The sequence below is a fragment of the Mesorhizobium sp. WSM4935 genome, assembly GCF_029625735.1.
Lineage (GTDB): Bacteria > Pseudomonadota > Alphaproteobacteria > Rhizobiales > Rhizobiaceae > Mesorhizobium.
Genome location: NZ_JARTVR010000002.1, coordinates 141,419 through 163,687 on the forward strand (window position 1 = coordinate 141,419; position 22,269 = coordinate 163,687).

At 66.4% G+C, this 22,269-nt stretch carries 20 protein-coding genes; 13 read left to right on the forward strand and 7 right to left on the reverse strand.

The window, feature by feature from the left end:
- The first annotated feature begins 2 nt into the window (after positions 1-2).
- The 7 genes from P9273_RS04970 to P9273_RS05000 all read left to right on the forward strand — a co-directional run bounded on the left by P9273_RS04970 (position 3) and on the right by P9273_RS05000 (position 8,702).
- Positions 3-269 (forward strand): sarcosine oxidase subunit delta, encoded by a 267-nt coding sequence (locus P9273_RS04970; protein ID WP_041004104.1) that lies wholly within the window; start codon positions 3-5, stop codon positions 267-269.
- Entirely contained in the window at positions 266-3,121 is a 2,856-nt protein-coding gene (locus P9273_RS04975) for a 2Fe-2S iron-sulfur cluster-binding protein (protein WP_278047898.1), read from the forward strand. The genes P9273_RS04970 and P9273_RS04975 overlap by 4 nt, the downstream gene beginning before the upstream one ends.
- Positions 3,122-3,703, forward strand: a complete 582-nt coding sequence (locus P9273_RS04980; RefSeq protein WP_278047899.1) for a hypothetical protein — start codon at positions 3,122-3,124, stop codon at positions 3,701-3,703.
- Positions 3,700-4,608, forward strand: coding sequence for a dihydrodipicolinate synthase family protein (locus tag P9273_RS04985; protein WP_278047900.1), 909 nt, complete (start codon positions 3,700-3,702; stop codon positions 4,606-4,608). Before P9273_RS04980 ends, P9273_RS04985 begins: the two co-directional genes overlap by 4 nt.
- A 7-nt stretch (positions 4,609-4,615) precedes the next feature.
- Positions 4,616-5,584, forward strand: coding sequence for a D-2-hydroxyacid dehydrogenase (locus P9273_RS04990; protein WP_041004101.1), 969 nt, complete (start codon positions 4,616-4,618; stop codon positions 5,582-5,584).
- A 75-nt stretch (positions 5,585-5,659) separates the two neighbouring features.
- Positions 5,660-7,201, forward strand: coding sequence for a trimethylamine methyltransferase family protein (locus P9273_RS04995; RefSeq protein WP_278047901.1), 1,542 nt, complete (start codon positions 5,660-5,662; stop codon positions 7,199-7,201).
- A 10-nt stretch (positions 7,202-7,211) separates the two neighbouring features.
- Positions 7,212-8,702, forward strand: a complete 1,491-nt coding sequence (locus P9273_RS05000; RefSeq protein WP_278047902.1) for an N-acyl-D-amino-acid deacylase family protein — start codon at positions 7,212-7,214, stop codon at positions 8,700-8,702.
- On the opposite strand, the gene P9273_RS05005 is transcribed toward P9273_RS05000, so the two are convergent.
- The 7 genes from P9273_RS05005 to P9273_RS05035 are packed head-to-tail and all read right to left on the reverse strand — an operon-like array spanning position 8,687 to position 15,834.
- Complete coding sequence (locus tag P9273_RS05005; protein ID WP_278047903.1) at positions 8,687-9,352, reverse strand: cysteine hydrolase family protein; 666 nt, start codon at positions 9,350-9,352, stop codon at positions 8,687-8,689. The two genes, P9273_RS05000 and P9273_RS05005, sit on opposite strands and share 16 nt — an antisense overlap.
- Positions 9,349-10,629, reverse strand: a complete 1,281-nt coding sequence (locus P9273_RS05010; protein ID WP_278047904.1) for a Zn-dependent hydrolase — start codon at positions 10,627-10,629, stop codon at positions 9,349-9,351. Before P9273_RS05010 ends, P9273_RS05005 begins: the two co-directional genes overlap by 4 nt.
- Positions 10,626-11,786 (reverse strand): NAD(P)/FAD-dependent oxidoreductase, encoded by a 1,161-nt coding sequence (locus tag P9273_RS05015; protein ID WP_336619360.1) that lies wholly within the window; start codon positions 11,784-11,786, stop codon positions 10,626-10,628. The genes P9273_RS05010 and P9273_RS05015 overlap by 4 nt, the downstream gene beginning before the upstream one ends.
- Entirely contained in the window at positions 11,783-13,108 is a 1,326-nt protein-coding gene (locus P9273_RS05020; RefSeq protein ID WP_278047906.1) for a Coenzyme F420 hydrogenase/dehydrogenase, beta subunit C-terminal domain, read from the reverse strand. Before P9273_RS05020 ends, P9273_RS05015 begins: the two co-directional genes overlap by 4 nt.
- A gap of 7 nt (positions 13,109-13,115) precedes the next feature.
- The gene (locus tag P9273_RS05025; RefSeq protein ID WP_278047907.1) at positions 13,116-14,030 is read right to left on the reverse strand and encodes a nitrilase-related carbon-nitrogen hydrolase; all 915 of its coding nucleotides are present in this window, start codon (positions 14,028-14,030) and stop codon (positions 13,116-13,118) included.
- Positions 14,015-15,445 (reverse strand): dihydropyrimidinase, encoded by a 1,431-nt coding sequence (gene hydA / locus P9273_RS05030; RefSeq protein WP_278047908.1) that lies wholly within the window; start codon positions 15,443-15,445, stop codon positions 14,015-14,017. The genes P9273_RS05025 and hydA overlap by 16 nt, the downstream gene beginning before the upstream one ends.
- A gap of 38 nt (positions 15,446-15,483) precedes the next feature.
- Positions 15,484-15,834, reverse strand: a complete 351-nt coding sequence (locus P9273_RS05035) for a RidA family protein (protein ID WP_278047909.1) — start codon at positions 15,832-15,834, stop codon at positions 15,484-15,486.
- 293 nt (positions 15,835-16,127) lie between these two features.
- Here P9273_RS05035 and P9273_RS05040 point away from each other — a divergent pair, with 293 nt between their 5' ends.
- Genes P9273_RS05040 through P9273_RS05065 form a run of 6 tightly spaced genes read left to right on the forward strand, consistent with a single transcriptional unit; the run spans position 16,128 to position 22,207 of the window.
- Positions 16,128-17,315, forward strand: a complete 1,188-nt coding sequence (locus tag P9273_RS05040) for an MFS transporter (protein WP_278047910.1) — start codon at positions 16,128-16,130, stop codon at positions 17,313-17,315.
- Positions 17,315-18,079, forward strand: coding sequence for an SDR family NAD(P)-dependent oxidoreductase (locus P9273_RS05045; RefSeq protein ID WP_278047911.1), 765 nt, complete (start codon positions 17,315-17,317; stop codon positions 18,077-18,079). Before P9273_RS05040 ends, P9273_RS05045 begins: the two co-directional genes overlap by 1 nt.
- Positions 18,080-18,107: 28 nt before the next feature.
- The gene (locus P9273_RS05050) at positions 18,108-19,130 is read left to right on the forward strand and encodes an NAD-dependent epimerase/dehydratase family protein (protein ID WP_278047912.1); all 1,023 of its coding nucleotides are present in this window, start codon (positions 18,108-18,110) and stop codon (positions 19,128-19,130) included.
- A 27-nt stretch (positions 19,131-19,157) separates the two neighbouring features.
- Entirely contained in the window at positions 19,158-20,090 is a 933-nt protein-coding gene (locus P9273_RS05055; protein WP_278047913.1) for a polysaccharide deacetylase family protein, read from the forward strand.
- A 3-nt stretch (positions 20,091-20,093) separates the two neighbouring features.
- Positions 20,094-21,428: a dihydroorotase gene (locus tag P9273_RS05060; protein ID WP_278047914.1), complete on the forward strand. Its 1,335-nt coding sequence runs from the start codon at positions 20,094-20,096 to the stop codon at positions 21,426-21,428.
- A gap of 5 nt (positions 21,429-21,433) precedes the next feature.
- On the forward strand, positions 21,434-22,207 hold the full coding sequence (locus P9273_RS05065) for an SDR family NAD(P)-dependent oxidoreductase (protein ID WP_278047915.1): 774 nt from the start codon (positions 21,434-21,436) through the stop codon (positions 22,205-22,207).
- Positions 22,208-22,269: the final 62 nt, after the last annotated feature.

Sequence of the window (22,269 nt, forward strand, 5' to 3'; positions counted from 1 at the left end):
CGATGAAGCTTTTGACCTGCCCCATGAACGGCCCGCGCAACATCGACGAGTTCCAGTCTTTCGGCCCGGTGCGTGCGCGGCCCGACCCGAACGGCACCGCCGACAGGGAATGGTCGCGCCATCTGTTCCGAGCCGAGAACCGCAAGGGCATTGTGGTCGAGTGGTGGCGGCACGTGCCGAGCAATTATTTCTTCCTGGCCGAGCGCGATCTCGTCAGCAACGAGATCATCCGCACCTTCGACGCTTCGCAACTGCGGGAACGCGCATGAACCGGCTGCCCGCCCCTTTCGGAAGCCGGATCGACCGAAGCCGCCCTATCCGCTTCAGCTTCGAGGGCAAATCCTTCGAAGGCTATGAGGGCGACAGCATCGCCAGCGCGCTCGCCGCCTCCGGCCAGTGGGTGCTCTCGCGCTCGTTCAAATATCATCGCCCACGCGGCATCCTGTCGATGACCGGAGCCGACGCCAACGCGCTGGTGCAGCTGCCGTCCGAGCCGAACGCAGCCGCAGAGCGCACGCCGATCAGCGAAGGGCTGCGGGTCTGCGCGCAGAACGTCAACGGCTCGCTCGAGCGCGACCGCGACGCGGTCATGGACAGGTTCGGCCGCTTCCTGCCGGTCGGCTTCTACTATCGCACTTTCATGGGCCCGCGCCGCGACAGCTGGCTGAAATTCTGGGAGCCGATGATCCGCCGCAAGGCGGGCCTGGGCGTGGTCGACACCAGGGCCCCGCACAGGAATTTCGACAAGATGCATCTGCATTGCGACCTGCTCGTCGTCGGCGCCGGTCCGGCGGGATTGAGCGCCGCGATCGCCGCCGCCGAGGCAGGCGCCGATGTGATGCTGTGCGACGAGAATCCCGAGATCGGCGGCTCGCTGAGCTACGGCCGCTACGATCCGGCGGTGCTCTCCGGCCTGGCGTCGCGGCTAGAGGCGCTGCCCAATCTCCGGCTGCTGACCGGCACCGTCTGCAATGGCTGGTACGAAGACAACTGGCTGCCGCTGATCGAGGGCGACCGTCTCCACCGGACACGCGCCCTCGAGGTGATCCTGGCGACCGGCGCCATCGAGCAGCCGGCCGTTTTCCGCAACAACGACCTCCCGGGGATCATGCTCGGGAGTGCTGCCCAGCGCCTGATCCGGCACTATGGCGTGCGGCCTGGCCAGAGTGCGGTGGTGCTGGCTGCCAATGACGACGGCTACCGGACGGCGCTCGACCTGCTCGACGCGGGCGTATCGGTCGTCGAACTTGTCGATCCGAGATCGGCCGGCGAGGCCGGTCCGCTGGAAGCCGAGCTCCGCGGCAGGAGCGTTGCCATCCGCAAGGACGCAACCATCGAGGTGGCGGAGGGCACGGCTGGAAATCGTCACCTTGCCCGCGTCCGTATCGGGGGAAGCTGGATCGCCTGCGACCTGCTGACCGTTTCGATCGGCCAGACGCCGGCATGGCAGTTGCCCTGCCAGGCCGGAGGCAAGGTGGGCTACGATACCGGGACGCAGATGATGACGATCACGCTTCCGCAAGGTCCCGTCCATCTCGCCGGAGCCGTCGCCGGAACGGACGAGCTGCAGGACGCCATCGCCAGCGGCCGGCGCGCGGCTGCTACCGCGCTTTCGCGACTTGGCCACGCAGCGACGGTGGAACCTCCGGTCACACCAAAGGCCGCCCGGCCACGCTATGTGCAGAAGATCGTAGCGGACCCCAAGGGACGCGACTTCGTCGACTTCGACGAGGATCTGCAGGTCAAGGACCTGCAGAACGCGACCAAGGACGGCTATCGCGAGATCGAGCTGGTCAAGCGCTTCACCACCGTCGGCATGGGTCCTAGCCAAGGGCGCCATTCTGCCCTGGCGACCGCCCGAATCGTCGCCGAGGCAACCGGCCGGACCGTCGGCGAGATCGGCATCACCACGGCGCGTCCTCCGGTGGGGCCGGAAACGCTCGGCGTGCTCGCTGGCCACCACGAAGTGTTGGAGCGCCGCACGGCGCTGCATGCGCGACACATCGCGCTGAATGCCGCGATGAAGCCCGTCGGCGCATGGTGGCGGCCCTATTATTACGGCGATGCAAACAGCGCGCAGGAGGCTATCCGCGAGGAAATCCTCGCCGTGCGCCAAGGCGTCGGCCTGCTCGACGTCTCGACGCTCGGCAAGCTGGAGATCCGCGGGCCGGACGCCGGCGAGTTTCTCGACCGCCTCTACACCATGGCGCATGCCAACCAACCCGTCGGTCGTGTCCGCTATTGCCTGATGCTCAATGAGATGGGCTCGGTAATCGATGACGGCGTCGCTTACCGGATTGCCGAAGACCAGTTCTACGTGACGGCGACCACCGGCGCCGTCGCGCGCGTCTATGCCGACATGCTGTTCTGGAACGCCGAGTGGCGTCTGAAGGTAGACGTGCTCAACCTCACCGGCGCGTTCTCAGGCCTCAACGTCACCGGACCCAAGGCGCGCCTGGTGCTTCAGGCGCTGGACAGCGACATCGATTTCAGCCGCGACGCCTTCCCTTATCTCAGCGGCCGCGACGGCATGGTCGCCGGTGTGCCGGTGCGGGTGATGCGCATCGGCTTCACCGGCGAGCTCAGCTACGAATTGCACTGCCCTTCGAGCCTGGCACCCAGTCTCTGGGACGCGGTGATGGCGGCCGGACGGCCGCACGGTCTGCGCCCCTACGGACTGGAGGCATCGCGCATCTTGCGCCTGGAGAAAGGCCACATCCTGATCGGCCAGGACACGGATGCGATCACCACGCCGGACGAACTGGGCTTCGGCTGGGCGGTCTCGAAGAAGAAGCCGTTCTTCGTCGGCAAGCGCTCCATCGAGATGCGCGCAAGGCTCGGCCAGACCCGCAAGCTGGTCGGGCTACAATTCCCCGCAGGCGCCCGCAACATTCCCGGCGAAAGCTGCCTGGTGCTGCGCGGAGGCGCACCTGTCGGCCAGATCACCTCGATCGGATATTCGCCGTCGCTCGAGGCTCACATTGCGCTCGCCTATGTTCATGTCGACGACCAGGCCGAAGGCAGCCGCGTGACGGTGAAGTGCCGCGATGGTGAACTGGTCGAGGCGCCGGTGGTCGCCCACGCGTTCTTCGATCCGACCAACGCGCGGCAGGAGATCTAGATGGCCGCCGGCGCAGCGACTCACATCTACCCCTTCATGCCCGGCGGCGCGGCCGACGGCACGAAGCTGATTTCCGGCGCGGTCGTGCTGAGCGATCTTACCGGCAAGCCATGCTTCGGTCTGAAGGGCGGCGGCAGCGCCGCCTGGCTCACGGCGCAAGGCGTTCCCCTCCCCGCCGTCAACCGCATCGGCGACCATCGCGGCATGCGGGTCCTGCGCCTCGGTAACGAGGACATCCTGTTTCTCGCCGAGAATGCCGGCGAGACACTCGCCCAGATCAAAGCCGCCTGGCATACCGCGGTGGGGCCGAAAGGCTACTCATCGTGGCGCGAGGAAGGCTGGGCGTGGATGCGGCTTTCCGGTCCCCGCCTTGCCGAAGCGATGAGCGGCCTTTGCGCGCTGGACCTGAGACCCGAAAAATTCGGCGCCGATGATATCGCGCAGACGCGCGTCGGCCATATCGAAGCCGTGACGTTCCGTTCGCCGGCAGGTTTCGACATACTCTTCGACATCACCGCTTCGGCCTACTTCGCCCGCGCCGTCGCGGCGGTGGCCGGCCGCCAGCATAGAGGACATCCATGACCCGCCCGCAAGGAACCATCGCTCCCATCCTGACGCCGTTCGAAGACGACGGCCGCATCGCGCGCGATCTCTGGACCTCCCATGCCAAATGGGTGCTCGGCCAAGGCGCGCATTTCCTCTCGCCCTTCGGAACGACGGGCGAAGCGCTGTCGGTGTCGCTGCGCGAGCGCATGCAGGCGCTGGAATGGCTGGTCGAGGCCGGCATCGCACCGGACCGGCTGATGCCCGGCACCGGCGTCACCGCGCTTCCCGAAACGGTCGAATTGTCGGCGCATGCTGTGGCCCTCGGCTGCGCTGCGGTCATGGTGCTGCCCTCCTTCTTCTACACCGGCGCCGGCGACAACGGCCAGGCGCGCTATTACAGCGAACTGATCGAGAAGGTGGCAAAACCTTCGATGCGCGTGATCCTCTACCATATCCCGCAGAATTCCGGTGTGCCGGTCAGCCCGGCGCTGACGGCAAGGCTGAGCAAAGCATTTCCGGACACGGTCGTGGCCTACAAGGACAGCGCCGGCGACTGGAACAACACGGCTTCCGTCATCGCCGCCGCGCCCGATATTTCGGTCTTTCCGAGCTCCGAGGCGCAGCTCACCAAGGGTCTGGCAAACGGCGCGGCCGGCTGCATTTCGGCCACGGTCAATCTGAACGCCGCCGCCATCCGCCGCCTCTATGACGCGGCTCGGAAGGGCGAGGACTTCGCCCAGGCGGATGCCGCCGTCAAGGCGTTCCGGAAAGTGATCCAGGATGCCGGGCTGATCCCGGCGATGAAGGCGGTGCTTGCGGTCAAGTCCGGCGACCGGCGCTGGCTGAATCTGCGCGCACCGCATGAGAACGCGACGCTGGAAAGCGGCCAGGCGCTGCTTGCCGCCCTCGGCAGCGCAGCCGACCATATCGGCCGCGATTGAGGCAGCGATGTCGGCGCGCCCAACAATCATCCTGCACACCGACAAGCCGGCCGGCGCGCTTGCCGTGCTCGCCGAGACGCACCCGGATCTCGATGTCCATGCCTGCGACACCTATGCCGGCCTTCCCGCGCTGATCGAGCGGATTGCCGCGGAAGTGGTTTATTCAATCCGCTTTGACGGCACGCCGCGCTATCCGCGCCAGGCCCTCGTCGAGAGCCCGACAGTCAAATGGGTGTCGATCGGCGGCTCCGGCACCGACCATCTCGGGCGCTGGGATCCGGCGCGTGTGACGGTTACCAATTCGGCCGGTGTCGCCGCCGGCATGCTGGCCGAATATGCGCTCGGCGCCATGCTGTCCTTCTCGCTCGACCTGCGCGGCTTCGAACGGCGACAGCAGGCTCGCCAATGGGGGGGCGGCCGCGTCGAGCCTATCGAGGGCAAGACCGTCCTCATCGTCGGCCTCGGCAAGACCGGCGAGGCCGTCGCGCGCCGCGCGCAGGCGATGGGCATGAGCACGCTGGGCATCCGCGCCCGACCGAAGCCGATGCCGTCGCTCGACGAGGTGCATGGCCCCGATGCACTGCTGGCACTGATCGGCCGCGCCGATTTCATCGTCTGCTGCGTGCCTCTGCTGCCGACCACGCGCGGCCTGCTTGGAGAGGCTGCCTTCGCCGCGATGAAGCCGTCCGCTGTCCTCATCGACATTTCGCGCGGCGGCGTCGTCGAGGAAGCCGCACTGCTCAGCGCGCTCGACAACAAGCGGATCAAGGGCGCGGCGCTCGACGTCTTCGCGACCGAGCCCCTGCCGGCCGAGCACCCGCTCTGGGGCTACGACAACGTCGCCGTCACGCCCCATTGCGCGGCGGTCTATGACGGCTGGGACATCAAGTCGGTGCGCATGTTCGCCGACAATCTGGCGCGCTACCGCAAAGGCGAGCCGCTGGAGAATGTGGTCAATCCGGAACGCGGCTACTGAAAGCAGTTCCAGGAAAAGTGCGCAGCGGTTTTCCGCCCGGAATTACGAGAACAAGAATCGAAGGGGAATGATCCGATGTCACAGGACAGGCGCGGCGGTGGCCGCAGATCGAAGCTCGGACGCGGCGGTGGCGGCATCGCGCAACTGCCGTGGCAGAGCGTGAAAAACCCCTACCCGCCCATGCAGTTGCTCGACGAGGAGCGCATCGAGCAACTGCACAAGACCTCGATGCGCATTCTGTCGGAGCTCGGCATCCGGGTCATGAGCGAGAAGGTGATGGACCTGTTCGCCAAAGCCGGCGCCATCGTCGATCGAGAGGAGCGGACCATCCGCATCGACGAGAGCATCGTGACGGAAGCTCTGAGCAACGTGCCCTCCTCCTTCACGCTGACCAGCCGCAATCCGGACAAGCGGGTCCATTTCGGCGGCAATTCGCTGGTCTTCGGCCTGGTCGCCGGTCCGCCCAACGTGCATGACCGCATCAACGGCCGCCGCCCCGGCAACCTGCCCGACTACCAGAACTTCATCCGGCTGGCGCACCACTTCAACGCCATCCACATCATCGGCAACCAGGTGGTGGCGCCGATCGAATTGCCGGCCAATTCACGCCATCTCGACACCTACCACGCCAATCTGACGCTGAGCGACCTCTCCTTCCATTGCACCGCGATCGGCCGCGCCAGGGCGATGGACGGCATCAACATGATGGCCATCGCGCGCGGCATCTCGGTCGAGGAGATGCGCGCTTCGCCAGGTGTTACGACAATCATTTCGATCAACTCGCCGCGCCTGTTCGACGACGCGATGGCCGAAGGCCTGATCGCCATGGCCGAGCATGGCCAACCGGTGACGGTGACGCCCTTCACGCTGATGGGCGCGATGACGCCGGTGACGCTTGCCGCGGCGCTCTGCCAGCAGAATGCCGAAGCGCTGTTCGGCGTGACGCTGACGCAGCTCGTCAACCCCGGCACGCCGGTGATGTATGGCGCCTTCACCTCCAATGTCGACATGAAGTCGGGTGCGCCGGCTTTCGGCACGCCGGAGAACGCCAAGGCCAACATCATCGCCGGACAGTTGGCACGGCGTTACAACCTGCCCTACCGCACCTCCAACGCGAATGCCTCCAACGTGGTCGATCTGCAGGCGGCCTACGAAACCGAGATGGCGACATGGGGCGCGGTGCTGGGCGGCGCCAATCTGATCTACCATGCCGCCGGCTGGCTGGAGGGCGGGCTGACCGCGTCCTACGAGAAGCTCGTGCTGGACGTCGAGATCCTGCAGAACATGATGGAGTTCCTGCGGCCCTTGCCGTTCCAGGAGGACGACCTCGGCTTCGAAGCGATCAAGTCGGTGCCGGCTGGCGGCCATTTCTTCGGCGCCGAGCACACCATGTCGCGCTACACAACGGCCTTCTATCAGCCGATGCTGTCCAACTGGCAGAACTACGGTGCCTGGCAGGAGGCCGGCGGCAAGGACGCCTTGGAGCGGGCGACCGAGCTCTGGCAGCACGCTCTGCACGACTATGAGGAGCCGGTGATGGATCCCGCGATCCGCGAGGCGCTCGATGCCTATGTCGCGCGCCGCCGCGAGGAAATCGCGGCCAATCCGGATGCCTAGAAGCTGCTCGATGCCTCATGATCTCGTCATCCGCCACGCGGCGCTGATCGCAGGTGACGGCTCGAAGCCGTTCGAGGCCGATATCGCAGTCACCGGCGACCACATCGCCGCCATCGGCCGGCTGGGTGACGCGCGGGCAATCGAGGAAATCGACGCAAAGGGCAAGGTGGTGGCTCCCGGCTTCATCGACGTGCACACCCATGACGACGGCGCGCTGCTGGCCCCGCGCGGCATGGATCCGAAGATCAGCCAAGGCGTGACGACGGTGATCGCCGGCAACTGCGGCGTCAGCCTCGCGCCGCTGCTGCTCGACAAGACCCCGCCGCCGCCCTTCACGCTGGTCGGCGGCCGCGAGAATTTCCGCTTCGACCGTTTTGCCGACTATGTCGCCGAGCTGAAGCGCTGCGGCATCGCCACCAACGCTGCCCTGCTTGTCGGCCACACTACTCTGCGCCAACGCTGCATGCCGGTGACCGACCGGCCGGCCAATGAAGCCGAAACGGCGGCGATGCAGGAAGCGGTCGCCGAGGCCATGGCCGAGGGCGCGTTCGGCCTCAGCACCGGCCTCGATTATCCGCCGGCCGTCAACTCCTCGACGGACGAGGTCAAGGCTTTAGCGGCCACCGCCGCGCAGCTCGGCGGTCCCTATGTCACCCACACCCGCAACTATTTCGAGACGATGGACGAGGCGATCGAGGAAGCGATCGATATCGCCGATCACGCCGGCGGCAAGCTCTTCATCTCGCACCACCAGTGCACTGGCCGCGCCAATTTCGGCAAGAGCCGGCCCTCGCTGGAACGGATCGACCGGGCGCGCAAGACGATGGACATCAGCATGGACGTCTACCCCTATGCCGCAAGCTCGACGGTGCTGCGGCTGGAGCGCTGCGACACCGGGCTGAAGATCCTCATCACCTGGTCCGATCCGCATCCGGAGATGGCGAGGCGCGAGATCGCCGATATCGCCCGCGAATGGGACTGCACCGAGCGCGAGGCCGGCGAGCGGCTGCTGCCGGCGGGCGCGGTCTACTTCCAGCTCGATGAGGACGACGTCCGCAATATCATTGCCCATCCGCGCACCATGATCGGCTCGGACGGCCTGCCGCACGACATCCACCCGCATCCGCGTTTGTGGGGCACATTTCCGCGCGTGCTTGGGCACTATGCGCGTGACATCGGGTTACTCACCCTGGAGGAGGCCGTGTTCCGCATGACCGGGCTGCCCGCGCGCGAATTCGGCATCGAGCAGCGCGGCATTCTGGCGGAAGGCAATTTCGCCGACCTCGTCATCTTCGATCCCGAGACGATCATCGACACCGCCACTTTCGAGGAGCCGCGCCGCCCGGCCGCCGGTATCGAGCATGTCTTCGTGAACGGCGTATCGGTCTGGCGCAAGGGCCGAGCCACCGGAGCGCTGCCGGGCGCGGTTCTCAAGCCCTCGGCTTCAAAGGCGATCGTCAGAGGCCCATGCGGCTGCGGCGCCGATCACAGCGCCTCGTAAATGCGGTCGACGCTCTCCAGCGTGTAGGCGAACTCCACCGGCCGGGTGCAGCGCCAGCCGTCGAAGGACTGGCCGGCCAGCGCCTTCAAGGCTTCGGGCAGGCGCAATATGCCGCCACCATAGAGCCGGTTCGCCATGTCCAGCATGCCGGTGCGATGCATGGCTTCCGTCATGCTGCCGCAGGCTTCTTTGACCAGCCAGACGCGAAAGCCCTGATAGACGGCATCGAACACGCTTGCGGTCACGCAGCTGTCGGTCAGCACGCCGGCCACCATAAGGTTTTCGATACCAAGCGTGGCGAGCTTTTGCGAAAGATCGGTCCGCCGAAAGGCGCTCGGCCAGTGCTTGTGGATGACAATGTCGCCGGATGCCGCCGCCACCTCGGCGCAGATCGCAGCGCCTTCGCTGCCGGCCACCGCGGAGCGGAATTCCTCAGTGAGTATCTCCTCCTGCCGCGCATAGCCGGCGCGTTCCTCCGACCTCACCCAGGCCTGTGCATGGATGACTGGCACGGCCGCCTTGCGGGCGGCTTCGATCAGCGCAGCGGTGTTGGCAAGCACCGTGTCATAGCCGACGACCGGCCATGCCGCGCCGGGACGATATTCGTTCTGCAGGTCGATGACGAGCAAGGCAGTCTTGGCGAGGTTCATGGCTGATCCGAGTTGTCGAAGTCGGTGACGAAACGCAAAAACAGCCGGATCGCCTGATCGAGGTCGGCGATCTCCATGCTCTCATGCGGGTTATGGCTGCCGTTCTCGTTGCGAACGAAGAGCATCGCGGTCGGAATGCCTGCGCCGGCGAAGGTCGCCGCATCGTGCCCTGCCCCGCTCGGCACATGCGGCGCCCGCATCTGCAGTTCGGTCGCAGCACGGTCGAGCCGGCCGATCAGAACCGGCGACATCGTCGCGGGCTCCCAGGTGAAGCGCGGCCCGGACTCGAAAGTGACGCCGCGTTTGGCGCCAACCTCTGCGAGAATCGCCTGAAGCCGCGCCTCGACCCGTTCAAGAGTGGCCGCCTCGGCGCTGCGCACATCGAGCGTGAAGCCGAGCTCACCAAGCACGCGGCTGCCGCCATGCTGCGTGCGATCGGACTGCACGCGTCCGAAGGTGATGGTGGCCTCATGCCCTTCGCGCTCGAGCGCGTCCCACTCCACTTCGAGACCCGCAACCAGATCGGCAAAGCCGAGCACACTGTCATGCCGGGCGAAACGCGGCTCGGCGCCCGAATGGGCGTAGGCGCCGAGGCATTTGGCGTCGACATAGCGGAAACCGCCGGCAATCCCGGTGACGATGCCGACCGCCGCTTCGGCGGCGACCAGGCGCGGTCCCTGCTCGATATGCACTTCGACGAAGGCCGCGATCCCGCCAGCATCGATGCCGGGAACGCCACGCCGCACGGCATCCGGGTCGAATCCCTCCTCACGCATATGATCGGCGAGCGTGCGGCCGCTATCGGAACGCCTGGCTTCGAGCGCCTGCGGATCGAGCAGGCCAAGCACCGCCTGGCTGCCGGGATAGGAGAGCGGAAACCAGACCGCTTCCTCGGCGCGAGTCGCCAATACGATGAGATCGCGCTGCAATCGTATGCCCTGTCGGACGAGCTCAGCCATCACAGCCAGGCCGGCGGCGACACCGGCGGCGCCATCGAAATTGCCGCCATGCGGCACGCTGTCGAGATGCGAACCGATGACGATCGCCGGCAGGTCAGGGTCGCGGCCGCCGAGCGTCAGATAGAGATTGCCGGCGGCGTCGGTGCGCGCGACCGCGCCGAGCTTCTGTGCCTCCTCACGTACGAGATCGTGGGCGAAGCGCTCACCCAGTCCGTAAGCGACGCGCGTGATTCCAGGCGGGTCGGTCGTGGCTTGCGCGAGTGTCTCCAGGAGACGTCCGGCCAGCCTGCCGCCGGCCGTCAGTGCGGCATTGCTCATGAAGCGACCTGTCGAGCTTCCCCCTCGGCACCGCGCAGCCGGTGCGGTGTCAGATCGTTCAAGGAAACGCCCTGCCTTGCGACATCGTCCGGCAGGCCGCCACCCGCGATCAGGCTGGCGCAGACGCGCGACAGCGCCGGCGAGGTCTTGATGCCGTAGCCGCCCTGCCCGACCAGCCAGACGAAATCGTGAAACTCGTCATCCGGCCCGACCACCGGCGACCCGTCGGCGACGAACGTCCTGAGGCCTGCCCAGGAGCGCGACACGCGCTGCACCTCGATCGTCGTTGCCCGTTCGAGACGCTCGGCGCCGATCGCGACATCAATCTCCTCCGCAAAGGCGTCCATCGGCGCCGACGGCGTTGCATCGGCGGGAGAAACGAACAGCTGCCCGGCATCCGGCTTGAAATAGAACTCCGCGCCGACATCGTTGACCAGCGGCCAATCGGTGATATCGGCACCTGGAGGTGCGGGAATATTGAAGGCGGTGCGGCGCTTCGGCTGCAGGCCGACGGGACGCACGCCCGCCATCAGCGCGATCTCGTCGCCCCAGGCGCCGGCCGCATTGACGATCAGCGGTGCAAGGAATGTGCCCGCCTCCGTCTCGACCCGCCATTGGCCAGCCTGCCTGCCGATGCCTCTCACGCCGGCTTTAGTGACGATGCGCGCGCCGCGCGCCCGCGCGCCGCGCAAGAAACCCTGGTGCAGGCCGTTGACGTCGATATCCATCGAATGCGGTTCGATATAAGCACCGGCCAGGTAATCCCGGCGCAGCACAGGCACGCGCGCGATCGCCTCGGCCGGCGTCATCGCGACGATCGAGGGAACGAGCGCCTGCGCGGCTGCAAGGTCCTCGCGCAACAGCTCGAGTTGATCGGCGCGTGCCACCGTGATCATGCCGCGCTTGCTGAGCAGCGGATAATCGCAAAAACCAGTCGGCGGCTCGGTGAGGAAGGCGCGGCTTGCGAGCACGATGCGGCGGATGACGCCATTGCCGTAATTCTCAGTGAAGCTTGCGGCCGAGCGGCCGGTGGTGTGATAGCCGCAATGGCTCTCCCGCTCGAGCAGCACGACCTTCCTGTCGCGCGAAATCTCAAAGGCAGCGCCGGCGCCAGCCATGCCGCCGCCGATGATGATCACGTCGGTTTGTTCGCTCATGGACACCCATCCGCCAATACGGTTCCCCCCACGCTGCGCGGTACGGCGGGCGGCTCGCCCAGCCGGCCGCGGCGCGCACGATCGCGGGCGCCCCGCCCTTCAGCCAGATTCTCGGCCAGCGAATTCTGCGAGGCGCAGTCCCGCAATGCGAGGTCGCCGACAAAAGGCACTGGCTTGCCGGCGATGGCCATGCCCGTCAGCCGCGCCCAGACCGCGCGCCGTTTGCGCACCTGATGCGATTGCAATTCGCTGATCTCAGCGATCCCGCTCTCCCGCTTGATCTCCAAGACGCCCGCCTCGACGGCCGCGTCGAACAGCTCCAACCCACGCTTCGTTCGCACGATGATGCCGTTGAGCGGCTCGTCTTCGACCGCCGGTCCGCCATTCAGCCAGGAATCCGATACCGCGATATCCGCCACCTGGCCGATGGCATCAGGACAGATCTTACAGCGCGGCTGGATCATCCATTTGTCCTCGTCTTCCCAGAGCTGCCTATAACTGATCTCGAAGGCGCGGCCGTCCTTGGTTTCGATCCGGTTGAGGCCAGGATTGCCGTGTCCCCGGTAGCGGAAGAGAGACAACTCATCCTCGCTGAGGCCAAAACGCTGCAGCACCTGCTCCGACTTCGTCAGGTCCGAAGCACCGCCGCAGACGAAGGCGAGCGCATAGCGCATACGCTCGTCGACGCGCGGATCGAGCCGCGCCAGATTGCGCACGGCGGTGATGTCGCAGGGCTTGGCGATCAGCGCGAACGGCTCGCCGCGATCGAGGATGTCGCTGAAATCGACCAGCGTCGCCGCCGGGCCATAGCGCGAGCCGGCGCCTTCGAGCACCGAAGCGGCGTCGAAGCTCAGCTTGCGTTCCGTCCGCATCGGCATGGAGCGCGAGGCCGCGACATGCAGCACGAATTTGACCCGGCCAGTGTCGAGCAGGAATTGCCCGAGCGCCGTCAGCGTCCCGCCGCCGGAACCGACGAACCGCACCCTGGGATCTCCGGCTGAACCGAGCACAAGCCGTTCGACCGGTCCCCAGACCGCGTCCGCCAACGCGGCCGCATTCATCTGCGCGGGTGGCGGACCGGCGATGCGCGTTCCCGGGCAGACGGCGTTGATCTTTGCCAGTGTCGGCTTGTCCAACGCGTGCCTCGCCACCGGCCGCTCGCGCCCTTCCGGCGTCATCACCATCTCGACCTGGCCGGCACCGGCAATCGAGCGGCAGAGGCCGCAGCCGATGCAAAGCCCGCTCTCGACGATCTCGCTCAGCGTCAACAGATCGGTCGAGGGCGTCGTGTTTTGGCTTCGGCTTGTTTCGATCAGGCCCATCGCGATCTCAGACCGGTTCCGAAATGCGCCGGTACTGATCGGGACGGCGGTAGAGCGCGAAGTTGAAATTCACCTTGCGACAAGTCTCGATCAGGTCGAGATCGGCGCGATGGACGATGACCTCGTCGTCGAGCGACATCGCCTGCGCGGCGATCTCGCCGGTCGGCGCGATGATGCAGGAGCCGCCGATCAGCGCCTGGCCGTCCTCCAGCCCGGCCTTGGCAGCGGCGCCGACCCAGAGCGTGTTCTGGTAGGCCCCAGCCTGCATCGGCAAATGGTTGTGGAACATTCTGAGATGCGCCAGCGCGGGCGCCTCGTCGAGCAGCAGAGGCGTGTTGTAGCCGAGCAGTGCCACCTCGGCGCCGTTGAGGCAGAGCATCCGATAGGTTTCCGGCCAGCGGCGGTCGTTGCAGATGGCGAGGCCGACGCGAACGCCGCGATAATCGAAGACCGGAAAGCCGAGATTGCCGGGTTCAAAGTAACGCCGTTCGAGATGAGTGGTCGTGCCCGCTTCCGGCTCGCTCGACCCCGGCACATGCATCTTGCGGTAGCGGCCGATGAACGCGCCGTCAGGCCCGACCAGATCCATCGTGTTGAAGTGGCGCGTGCGCCCCTCTTCCTGCGTTAGTTCGCAATAGCCCAGCGCAAAGCCGACCTTGAGGCGCACGGCGGCATCATAGAGCCGCTGCGTCTCCGGGCCCGGCATCGAGGTTTCGAAGAAGGCGTCGATCTCGGCCTGGTCGTCGATGCACCAGCGCGGGAAGAACGTGGTGAGCGCCATTTCCGGAAACACCGCGATCTCGGCGCCGGCGGCTGCGGCTCTCTCAAGCAGATGCACCAGCCGCCCCACCGTCTCGGCGCGCGTGGCGCTCCGCTGGATCGGTCCGGTCTGGCAAACGGCGATGGTCAGGCATCGAGCCATGGCGTCCAATCCTCGACAGGTTTTCTGAGATGCGCCGGATCGGCGGCGGTCCGCGCCACGAAGCGCCCGAAGCCCGGCTTCGCCTGCAGCTCGCCGTCGGCGACCACCGGCACACCGCGCACCAGGACGGTCGTAGGCTTGCCGGTGACGCTTCTGCCCTCATAGGGCGTGAAATCGACGCGCGAATGCAGCGCCTTGTGCCCGAGCGTCCAGCGCGCGGTCGGATCCCACAGCGCCAGATCCGCGTCGAGCCCGACGGCGATGCTGCCCTTGCGATCGGCGAAGCCATAGATCGCGGCGGCATTGCGCGCGGTGAGGTCGAGATAGCGCTCGAGCGTCAGACGGCCGGTGAGCAGCCCTTCCGAAAACAGCAGCGGCAGGCGTGTCTCAATGCCGGGAATGCCGCTCAGCGTCGTGGTGAAGCCTGGCGCTTCGGAACGGCCGATCTTGTCGGCGAAATAGTATGGCGAATGGTCGGACGACCAGAGGTCGATGCCACCACCGATCAGCTCCCGCCACAGATGCTCATGGCTGCGCGGCGAGCGCGGCGGCGGCGAGAACACGAAGCGTGCCGCATCGATTGCCGGCCGGTCGAGATCGGCAGCGCCGAGAAAGAGATATTGCGGACAGGTCTCGGCAATGGCGTCGACGCCCCGCGCCTTCGCCCGCGCCACCTCCTCGGCCGACTGCCAGGACGAGACGTGGACGATGGTCATCCGCGCGCCGGTCATCTCGGCAAACGCCAGCGCGCGATGCGTCGCCTCGCGCTCCATCGTCTCGCTGTGGGCGACCACATGGTAGCGAATGTCGGTGCGGCCGAGATCGATGAGCCGCTGTCGCGTGCGCCGGATCGCGGCGTCGTTCTCGGCATGGACCATGACGATCCAGCCCAGCCGCCGCGCCGTATCGAGAACCTTGAAGAACAAATCATCGTCGACGGCAAAACCCTGATAGGTCATGAACAGCTTGACCGAGGCGATGCCACGCTGGGCAAGCTGGTCGAGTTGGGCCTCGACATCCGCGCCGGTGCCCGTGGTGACCACGGCATGGAGCCCGTAGTCGATCACGGCGCGTCCCGCCGCGCGCTCCAGCGCGCGGTCGATGGCGCCGATTGTCGTCATGTCCTGTCCGGGCATGCCGAACGGCACGATGCAGGTGGTGCCGCCGAAAGCCGCGGAGATCGTGCCGGAAGAGAAATCGTCGGCATTGCCCGCCCCACCCCAGACCGGCTGGTCGAGATGGCAATGCGCGTCGACGCCGCCGGGCATCACCCAGCGGCCGCCGGCGTCGATCGACTTTTGGCCGGAAAGGCCCTTGCCGATGGCGGCGATGCGGCCGTCGTCGATGCCGACGTCGCATTCGGCCCAGCCGTCGTCGAGCGCCACGCGCCCGCCTCTGATCACCAGCTCATGCATTGGCCCGCTCTTCTATCAAATTGGCCTCGCCGGCCGGCTCAGCCGACTGCCGCCGTGACCATGATTTCGACGCGGTACTGGTCGCCGGCAAGCCGCGCTTCCACCGTGGCGCGCACCGGCATGGCGCTCTTGTCGATCCAGGCGTCCCAGGCAGCATTCATCATCTCGAAATCGGCGATGTCGCGGAGCCATATCTGCGCGCTGAGCAGCTTCGACTTGTCGGTGCCGGCCTTGGCGAGAAGCGCATCGATCTTGGCCAAAATCTGCTTGGTCTGGCTGGTGGTGTCGCCGGAAAGATCATCCGCCGTCAGGCCGGCCACGTAGACGGTGCCGTTGTAGCGGAGCACCCGGCAGAAGCGTTGTCCGTTTTCCAGGCGTTCGATCGTCATGCTGTTCCCTTCCGCTGGTTCCCATATCTGGTTTTTGCCTATGGTAAGGAGGGCGCAAAACGGCTGTAAAGCCCGCGCCGGGCCGAGACGCCGCTTTCCTTTGCCGACATGGCCAAAAAAATTTAAGCCATAGCCGCGTCAATCTTCGTTTGTGGCAATCGCCGCAAAGTGTAGCTTCTGCTCGGGCTGCCGTCGGTCAACGGTGCCGCCAGGGAGCCGCCGCAGCCGCATTCATGAGGTCGATCGCTCAATCCGCGATGAGGCTTTGGCATAATGCAGAGCGCTCCCGCGCCATGCTGCCGATCATGGTCGGCATCTGCCTTGCTTGTATCGGCAGCGCCATGCTGACCACCGGCGTGTCGCTGCATCTCGGCAAGCCCGGCATTTCTCCCCAGGTCGTGCAGATCGTGCTGACCGCCTATCCTGTTGGCTTCCTCGTCGGATGCTTGGTCACACGCCCGGCCGTTGCCCAATACGGCCACGAGCGCACTTTCGTGGCGATCCTGGTGCTGGCGCTGCTCGCGGCTTCCGGCTTCGTCTTCACCGATTTCCTGCCGAGCTGGATCTGCTTCCGGCTGCTCGGCGGCCTTGCGATGGCGTCGCTGTTCGTCGTCTGCGAAAGCTGGATCAACCTTTATGCCGAGCATCACAATCGCGGCGCGCTGTTTTCGATCTACATGCTGACAACGGCGATCGCAGTGCTGCTCGGTCAGGTGCTGGTCGCAATGGTCGGTCCGCAATCGCCGCATCTGTTCCTGGTTGCGGCGGCGACGGTCTTGCTGGCGCTGGCCTCCAAATTCGCCGGGGGACGCTGGCCGGCGCTGCCTGCCATCGATCCGGAGCATGCAGGCTCGGCAAGGCCGGTCAGGCGGCTCGGTCCGCTGGCGCTGTTCCGGCTGGCCCCGGTAACGGTCGTCGCCATCTTCCAGGGCGGCATCACCAACATGAACATCTTCGTGCTGACGCCGATCTACGGCACGCAGATCGGGCTGTCGGCGGCAACGACGGTCGGGCTGGTCACCACCATCAGCATCGCCGGCATGCTGGCGCAGACGCCCGTCGGATGGCTGTCGGACCGGTTTGAACGGCGCATCATACTGCTTGTCCAGGGCATCCTGTCGGTCACGCTCTGCGCCGCCATCGCCTGGCTCGGCAATTCTTCGGTGCCGTTGCTCTTCGTTCTGTTCTTCATCTACGGCTGCACGGCGCTCACCGTCTATCCCGTGGCGATGGCGTTCGGCGCCTCGCAATTGCACAGCCGGCATATGGTCGGCGCTTCCGGCACGCTGCTCCTGCTCTATTCGATCGGCAATGTCGCGACGCCTGGCATTTCGGCTGGCCTAATGGAGCATATGGGCGCCCCGGCCATGTTCCTGCTTCTGGGCGGCGGCGCCGTGCTGGTGACGATTGCTGCCTGCTACAATCTCTTGCGCCGGCCGGTCGTCGCGCCGGCGATGCAGGCAGTCGAGGAGCGCGCCTGATGACGGATGCAGCAACGAACCGCCTCGAGGGCAATGTCATCCTGATCGCAGGCGCGGCCAGCGGCATCGGCGCGGCAATCGCCCGCCGCTGTATTGCCGAAGGCGCAAGGGTAGTCTGCGCGGATTACGATCTCGAGCCGGCCACCGAGCGCGCCGAAGCGCTCGGCCCTGCCGCCGCCGCTTGCCAATGCGATGTGACGAAGGGGGATTCCGCGGAAGCAGCCGTCGATTTCGCTCGGCAGGAATTCGGCCGGCTCGACGGGCTGGTGCACAATGCCGCCGCGCCCTCGACCAGCGCCACCGTCGTCGATCTCGACGAAAGCGCCTGGCGGCACGAGATCGACGTGGGCCTGACCGGCGCTTTCCTGATGAGCAAGTTCGCCGTGCCGCTGATTGCGGCGAGCGGCGGCGGCTCTGTCGTCTTCATCGGCTCGCAATTTGGACGCGTCGCGACCACCAAGGCCGTGGCGTATTGCGCCGCCAAGGCCGGGCTGATTCACCTCGCCAAGGCGATGGCCGTCGATCACGCGCCGGACAAGATCCGCGTCAACAGCCTGTCGCCGGGCGCCGTGGCGACGACGCGGCTGCTGCGCCGGTTCGCCGATTTCGAAGCGGCCAATGCCGGCCTTGGGCCTGCCCACCTGCTCGGCCGCATCGCCGATCCCGATGAGATCGCCGCCGCGGCCGCTTTCCTGCTTTCCTCCGACGCATCCTTCGTCACCGGAACCGACATGCTCGTGGACGGCGGCTATGCGACGCGCTGAGCCCGAAAACCCTTTCAGAGGAGGTCCCATGACCCTGCTCGTTACCGGCGGCACCGGCTTTGTCATGAGCGTGGTTGCGCGCGCATGGCTGGACCGCGATCCGCAAGCCCGCGCCGTGATCCTCGACCGCTCAGGCCTCGACGCGGCCGCCGAAAGACATTTCGCGCCGGTGCGCGACCGGCTGACGGTGATTTCCGCCGATATCCTTGACCCGAAAGCCTGGTCCGCGGGGCTCGACGAGCAAGGCATCACGGCGATCGTCCATGGCGCGACGATCACGCCGATCTCGCGCGGCAGCGCCACGGAGGCAAAGCGCCAGCCGGAGGCCGAAGACCCGGCCCGCATCGTCGACGTCAATCTGATGGGCACCGTGCGCATGCTGGATTGGGCGCGCGCGAGACCAGGCCTCCAGCGCTTCATCTATGTCAGTTCCGGTTCCGTCTACCGCCACAATGGGCCGGACTGGAGCGGTGAGCCGCTGCCGGAGGACGGTTATGTCGCGCCGCTGACGCTCTACGGCATCTCGAAATTCGCCTCCGAGATGGTCACCAACCGCTATGCCGACCTGTTCGGCCTGCCGGCGGTTTCGGTGCGGCTTGCTTCCGTCTACGGCCCGATGGACCGCGCCACCGAGAGCCGCAATTTTCGTCATGTTCCCAACCGAGTCGCGCATATCGCTTTGGCCGGCGAGACGATCAGGCCGAACAGCCTGGAGCCCGTCGGCGACTATGTCGCCTCGACCGACGTTGCCGCCGCGATCCTCGCGCTGATCGATGCGCCGCGCCTCAACTACCGCCACTACAATATCGGCTCCGGGTCGAGCCAGACCATCGGCGAGATCATCGGCTGGGCAGCCGAACGCGTCCCGGGACTGAAGGTCGAGGTGACGCCGGGCGAAGACGCCAATATCGTCCAGGATGTGGCGCTGAAAGGCGGCATGTGGGGCGCCTATGACATCGCCCGCATCATGCGCGACACCGCGTGGCGGCCGCGCCCCGGCAAGGAAGCCTTCCACGCCTATATGGACTGGATTGCCGCCAACGAAAGCTGAGCCAACGAGATCAGAGGAGACCAGCCGATGCCGACCGATCCGCAGCAAGCGCAGCAGCCGCGCGACTTTGTCGGCTATGGCCCGCATCCGCCCTTCGTCACCTGGCCGGGCGGCGTCAAGCTCGCTGTCAACCTAGTGCTGAACTACGAAGAGGGGTCGGAGTACAACTGGCTGGAAGACGGCCGCAACGACAATTGGGGCGAGTATAATCTCGCCTCGAGCCCGCCTGTACGCGACCTCGGCACCGAGACGCATTTCGAATATGGCAGTCGCGCCGGTGTCTGGCGCCTGGCCAGGCTGTTCGACCGCTACGACGTCCCCGTCACCATCTCCGCCTGCGCCGTGGCGCTGGAGCGCAACCCGCCCTTCGTCGAATGGATCAAGAGTCGCCGCCACGACCTGCTCGGACACGGCCTGCGCTGGATCGACTACACGACGATGGAGCGCAGCGAGGAGGAACGGCACCTGCACGAGGCGATCGCGCTCTACGAGAAGCTGCTGGGGAAGCGCCCGCTAGGCTGGAACTGCCGCTCGCTGCCCAGCGTCAACACGCGCGACCTTCTGGTCGAGGAGGGCGGCTTCCTCTACCACTCCGATCCCTGCAACGACGACCTGCCCTATTTCCTCGACCACAGGAGCACCGAGATCCTGGTCGTCCCCTATTCCAAGACACTCAACGACAGCCGCTACCTCGTCGCGCCGGGCTACGGCAATCCGCGCGACTTCGCCGAGGACTGCCGCTCGGCCATCGACTATATGCTCTCAGAAGCCGACGAGATTGGCGGCCGCATGCTGACCATCGGCATTCACGCCCGCTGGACGGGCCAACCCAACCGGGCATCGGGCCTGCGCGAGGTGATCGAGCACGTCCGAAAGAGCGACGGCGCCGCCTTCATACGCCGCGAGGACATAGCCCGCTTCTGGCACGCGAATCATGCCCGCTTCGAGCAGCGCGGCTGAGAGATGTTCGACACGCTGATCCGCGATGGAACGGTGGTGAATGCCGACGGCCTCGGCCGCGGCGATATCGGCATTGCCGCGGGCAAGGTCGCGGCAATCATCGCGCCCGGCGAAGCCGCCGAAGCCAGGACGGTCGTCGACGCCTCCGGCTGCTTCGTGCTGCCCGGCCTGGTCGATGCGCACGCGCATCTGCGCGACCCCGGCCTGACCCATAAGGAGGATTTCTCTTCCGGCACCCATGCGGCGGCGCTTGGCGGCGTGACGACGGTGCTCGACATGCCGACCGACGAGCCTTGGACCGCGACGGCCGAGCAACTCGCGGACAAGATGGCGTTGGCCGGAAACCGCATCCATGTCGATGTCGGCCTGCAGGCCGTGGTCAGCCGCGATCTGTCGCTCATTCCTCGCCTGCTCGACCTCGCGCCGGTGTCATTCGAGCTGTTCACCGCCGACGTGCCGGATGCTTTCCTGTTCGCAACGCTCGACGCGGTTGCCGAGGCGCTCAAAGCGCTCGCCGGCGCTGAAACGCTGATCGGCATCTCGCCCGGCGACCAGTCGATCCTGACGGGCAGCTCCGAGCGTGATCGCTCCGGCACCATCGCCGCTTTCCTGGACAGCCGGCCGTCGCTGGCTGAAGCCAACGGCATCGCCCGCGCGCTGGTCGCCGCGGCCTCGACCGAGGCAAGAATCCATGTCCGTCAGATCAATTCCGAACTGGGTGTCGAGACCTGGACCCGGCTTCGCGGCATCGCCGACGCCAGCGTCGAGACCACGCCGCAGAACCTGTTCTTCACCGCCGGCGATTACGAAACACAGGGCGCCAACCTCAAGGCTTCACCGCCGTTGCGCTCGCCGCAGGATGTCGACGCGCTGCGCGCCGCGCTGGGCGCGAGCTTGATCGACATCGTCGCCAGCGACCACGCCCCGCACGCGCCGAACGAAAAGGCGGCGCGCTATGCTGCTTTCGCCGACATCCCGGGCGGCATGCCGGGATTGCAGACGCTGCTTCCAACGATGTTGAGACTGGTCGACGACGGGCTCATCGCGCTGCCCGATCTGGTGCGTATGTGCTCCCGCAATCCGGCCGAGCGCTTCGGCCTCGGCCGGCGCAAGGGACGCATTGCGGCCGGCTACGATGCCGATCTGCTGATCCTCGACCCGCGCCGATCCGGCATCATCGCCAACGCCGAGCAGGTGTCGCGGGCCGGCTACACGCCGTTCGACGGCTGGACCGTGAAAGCGCGGCTGGCCGGTGTTTTCCTGCGCGGCCGCGAGATCGTGCGCGAAGGGCGGCTGGTCGGCCCGGCGCAAGGGAAGATCGTCACCCGGGAAAGCTGAACACCATGGCCTTGCTCGCAGACAAAACCGCCATCGTCACCGGAGCGAGCTCCGGCATCGGCCGCGCCATCGCGCTCAAATTCGCAGCCGAAGGCGCTAATATCGTCATTGCCGACACGGTGGAGCAGCCGATCGAGGGTGGCGAGAGTACTGTGGATATGATCCGCTCCGCCGGCGGCAATGCCGTCTACATGAAAACCGACATCTCGGACTGGAGCGCCGTCGACGCCCTTGTCGGCGCAGCCATCGATCGCTTCGGTCGGCTCGACGTGATGGTGAACAATGCCGCGATCTACACCAGCACCAACCTGATCGAGACCACGCCGGAACAGTGGAACCGCGTCATCGGCGTCAATCTGACCGGCTTCTTCTATTGCAACAAGCGCGCCGTCACGCAGATGCTGACCCAGGCGCCGGTCAACGAGGTGCGCGGCCGCATCGTCAATATCTCCTCGCAGCACGGCATGGTCGCCTGCCCCGGCGATTTTCCCTACTCCGTGAGCAAGGGCGGCATCGTGCAGATGACGCGGCAGATCGCGGTCGACCACGCCGACGACCTGATCGTCTGCAACGCCATCGCTCCGGGCAAGATCATCACCGGCAAGCCCGGCGTCGCCAACGACCCCGACGCGCTCGACTATTCGCTCCGCCGCACGCCGTGGCCGCGGCTCGGACATCCGAACGACGTGGCGGGCGCGGCGCTGTTTCTCGCCAGCGACATGGCGAGCTACGTCACCGGCATAAACCTGATGGTGGACGGCGGCTGGATGGCGGGCTGACGGGTGCCAGCGGGGCCGCCGCCCGGCATTCGGCGACAGGAACCTTTGCGGAAACCACCCGT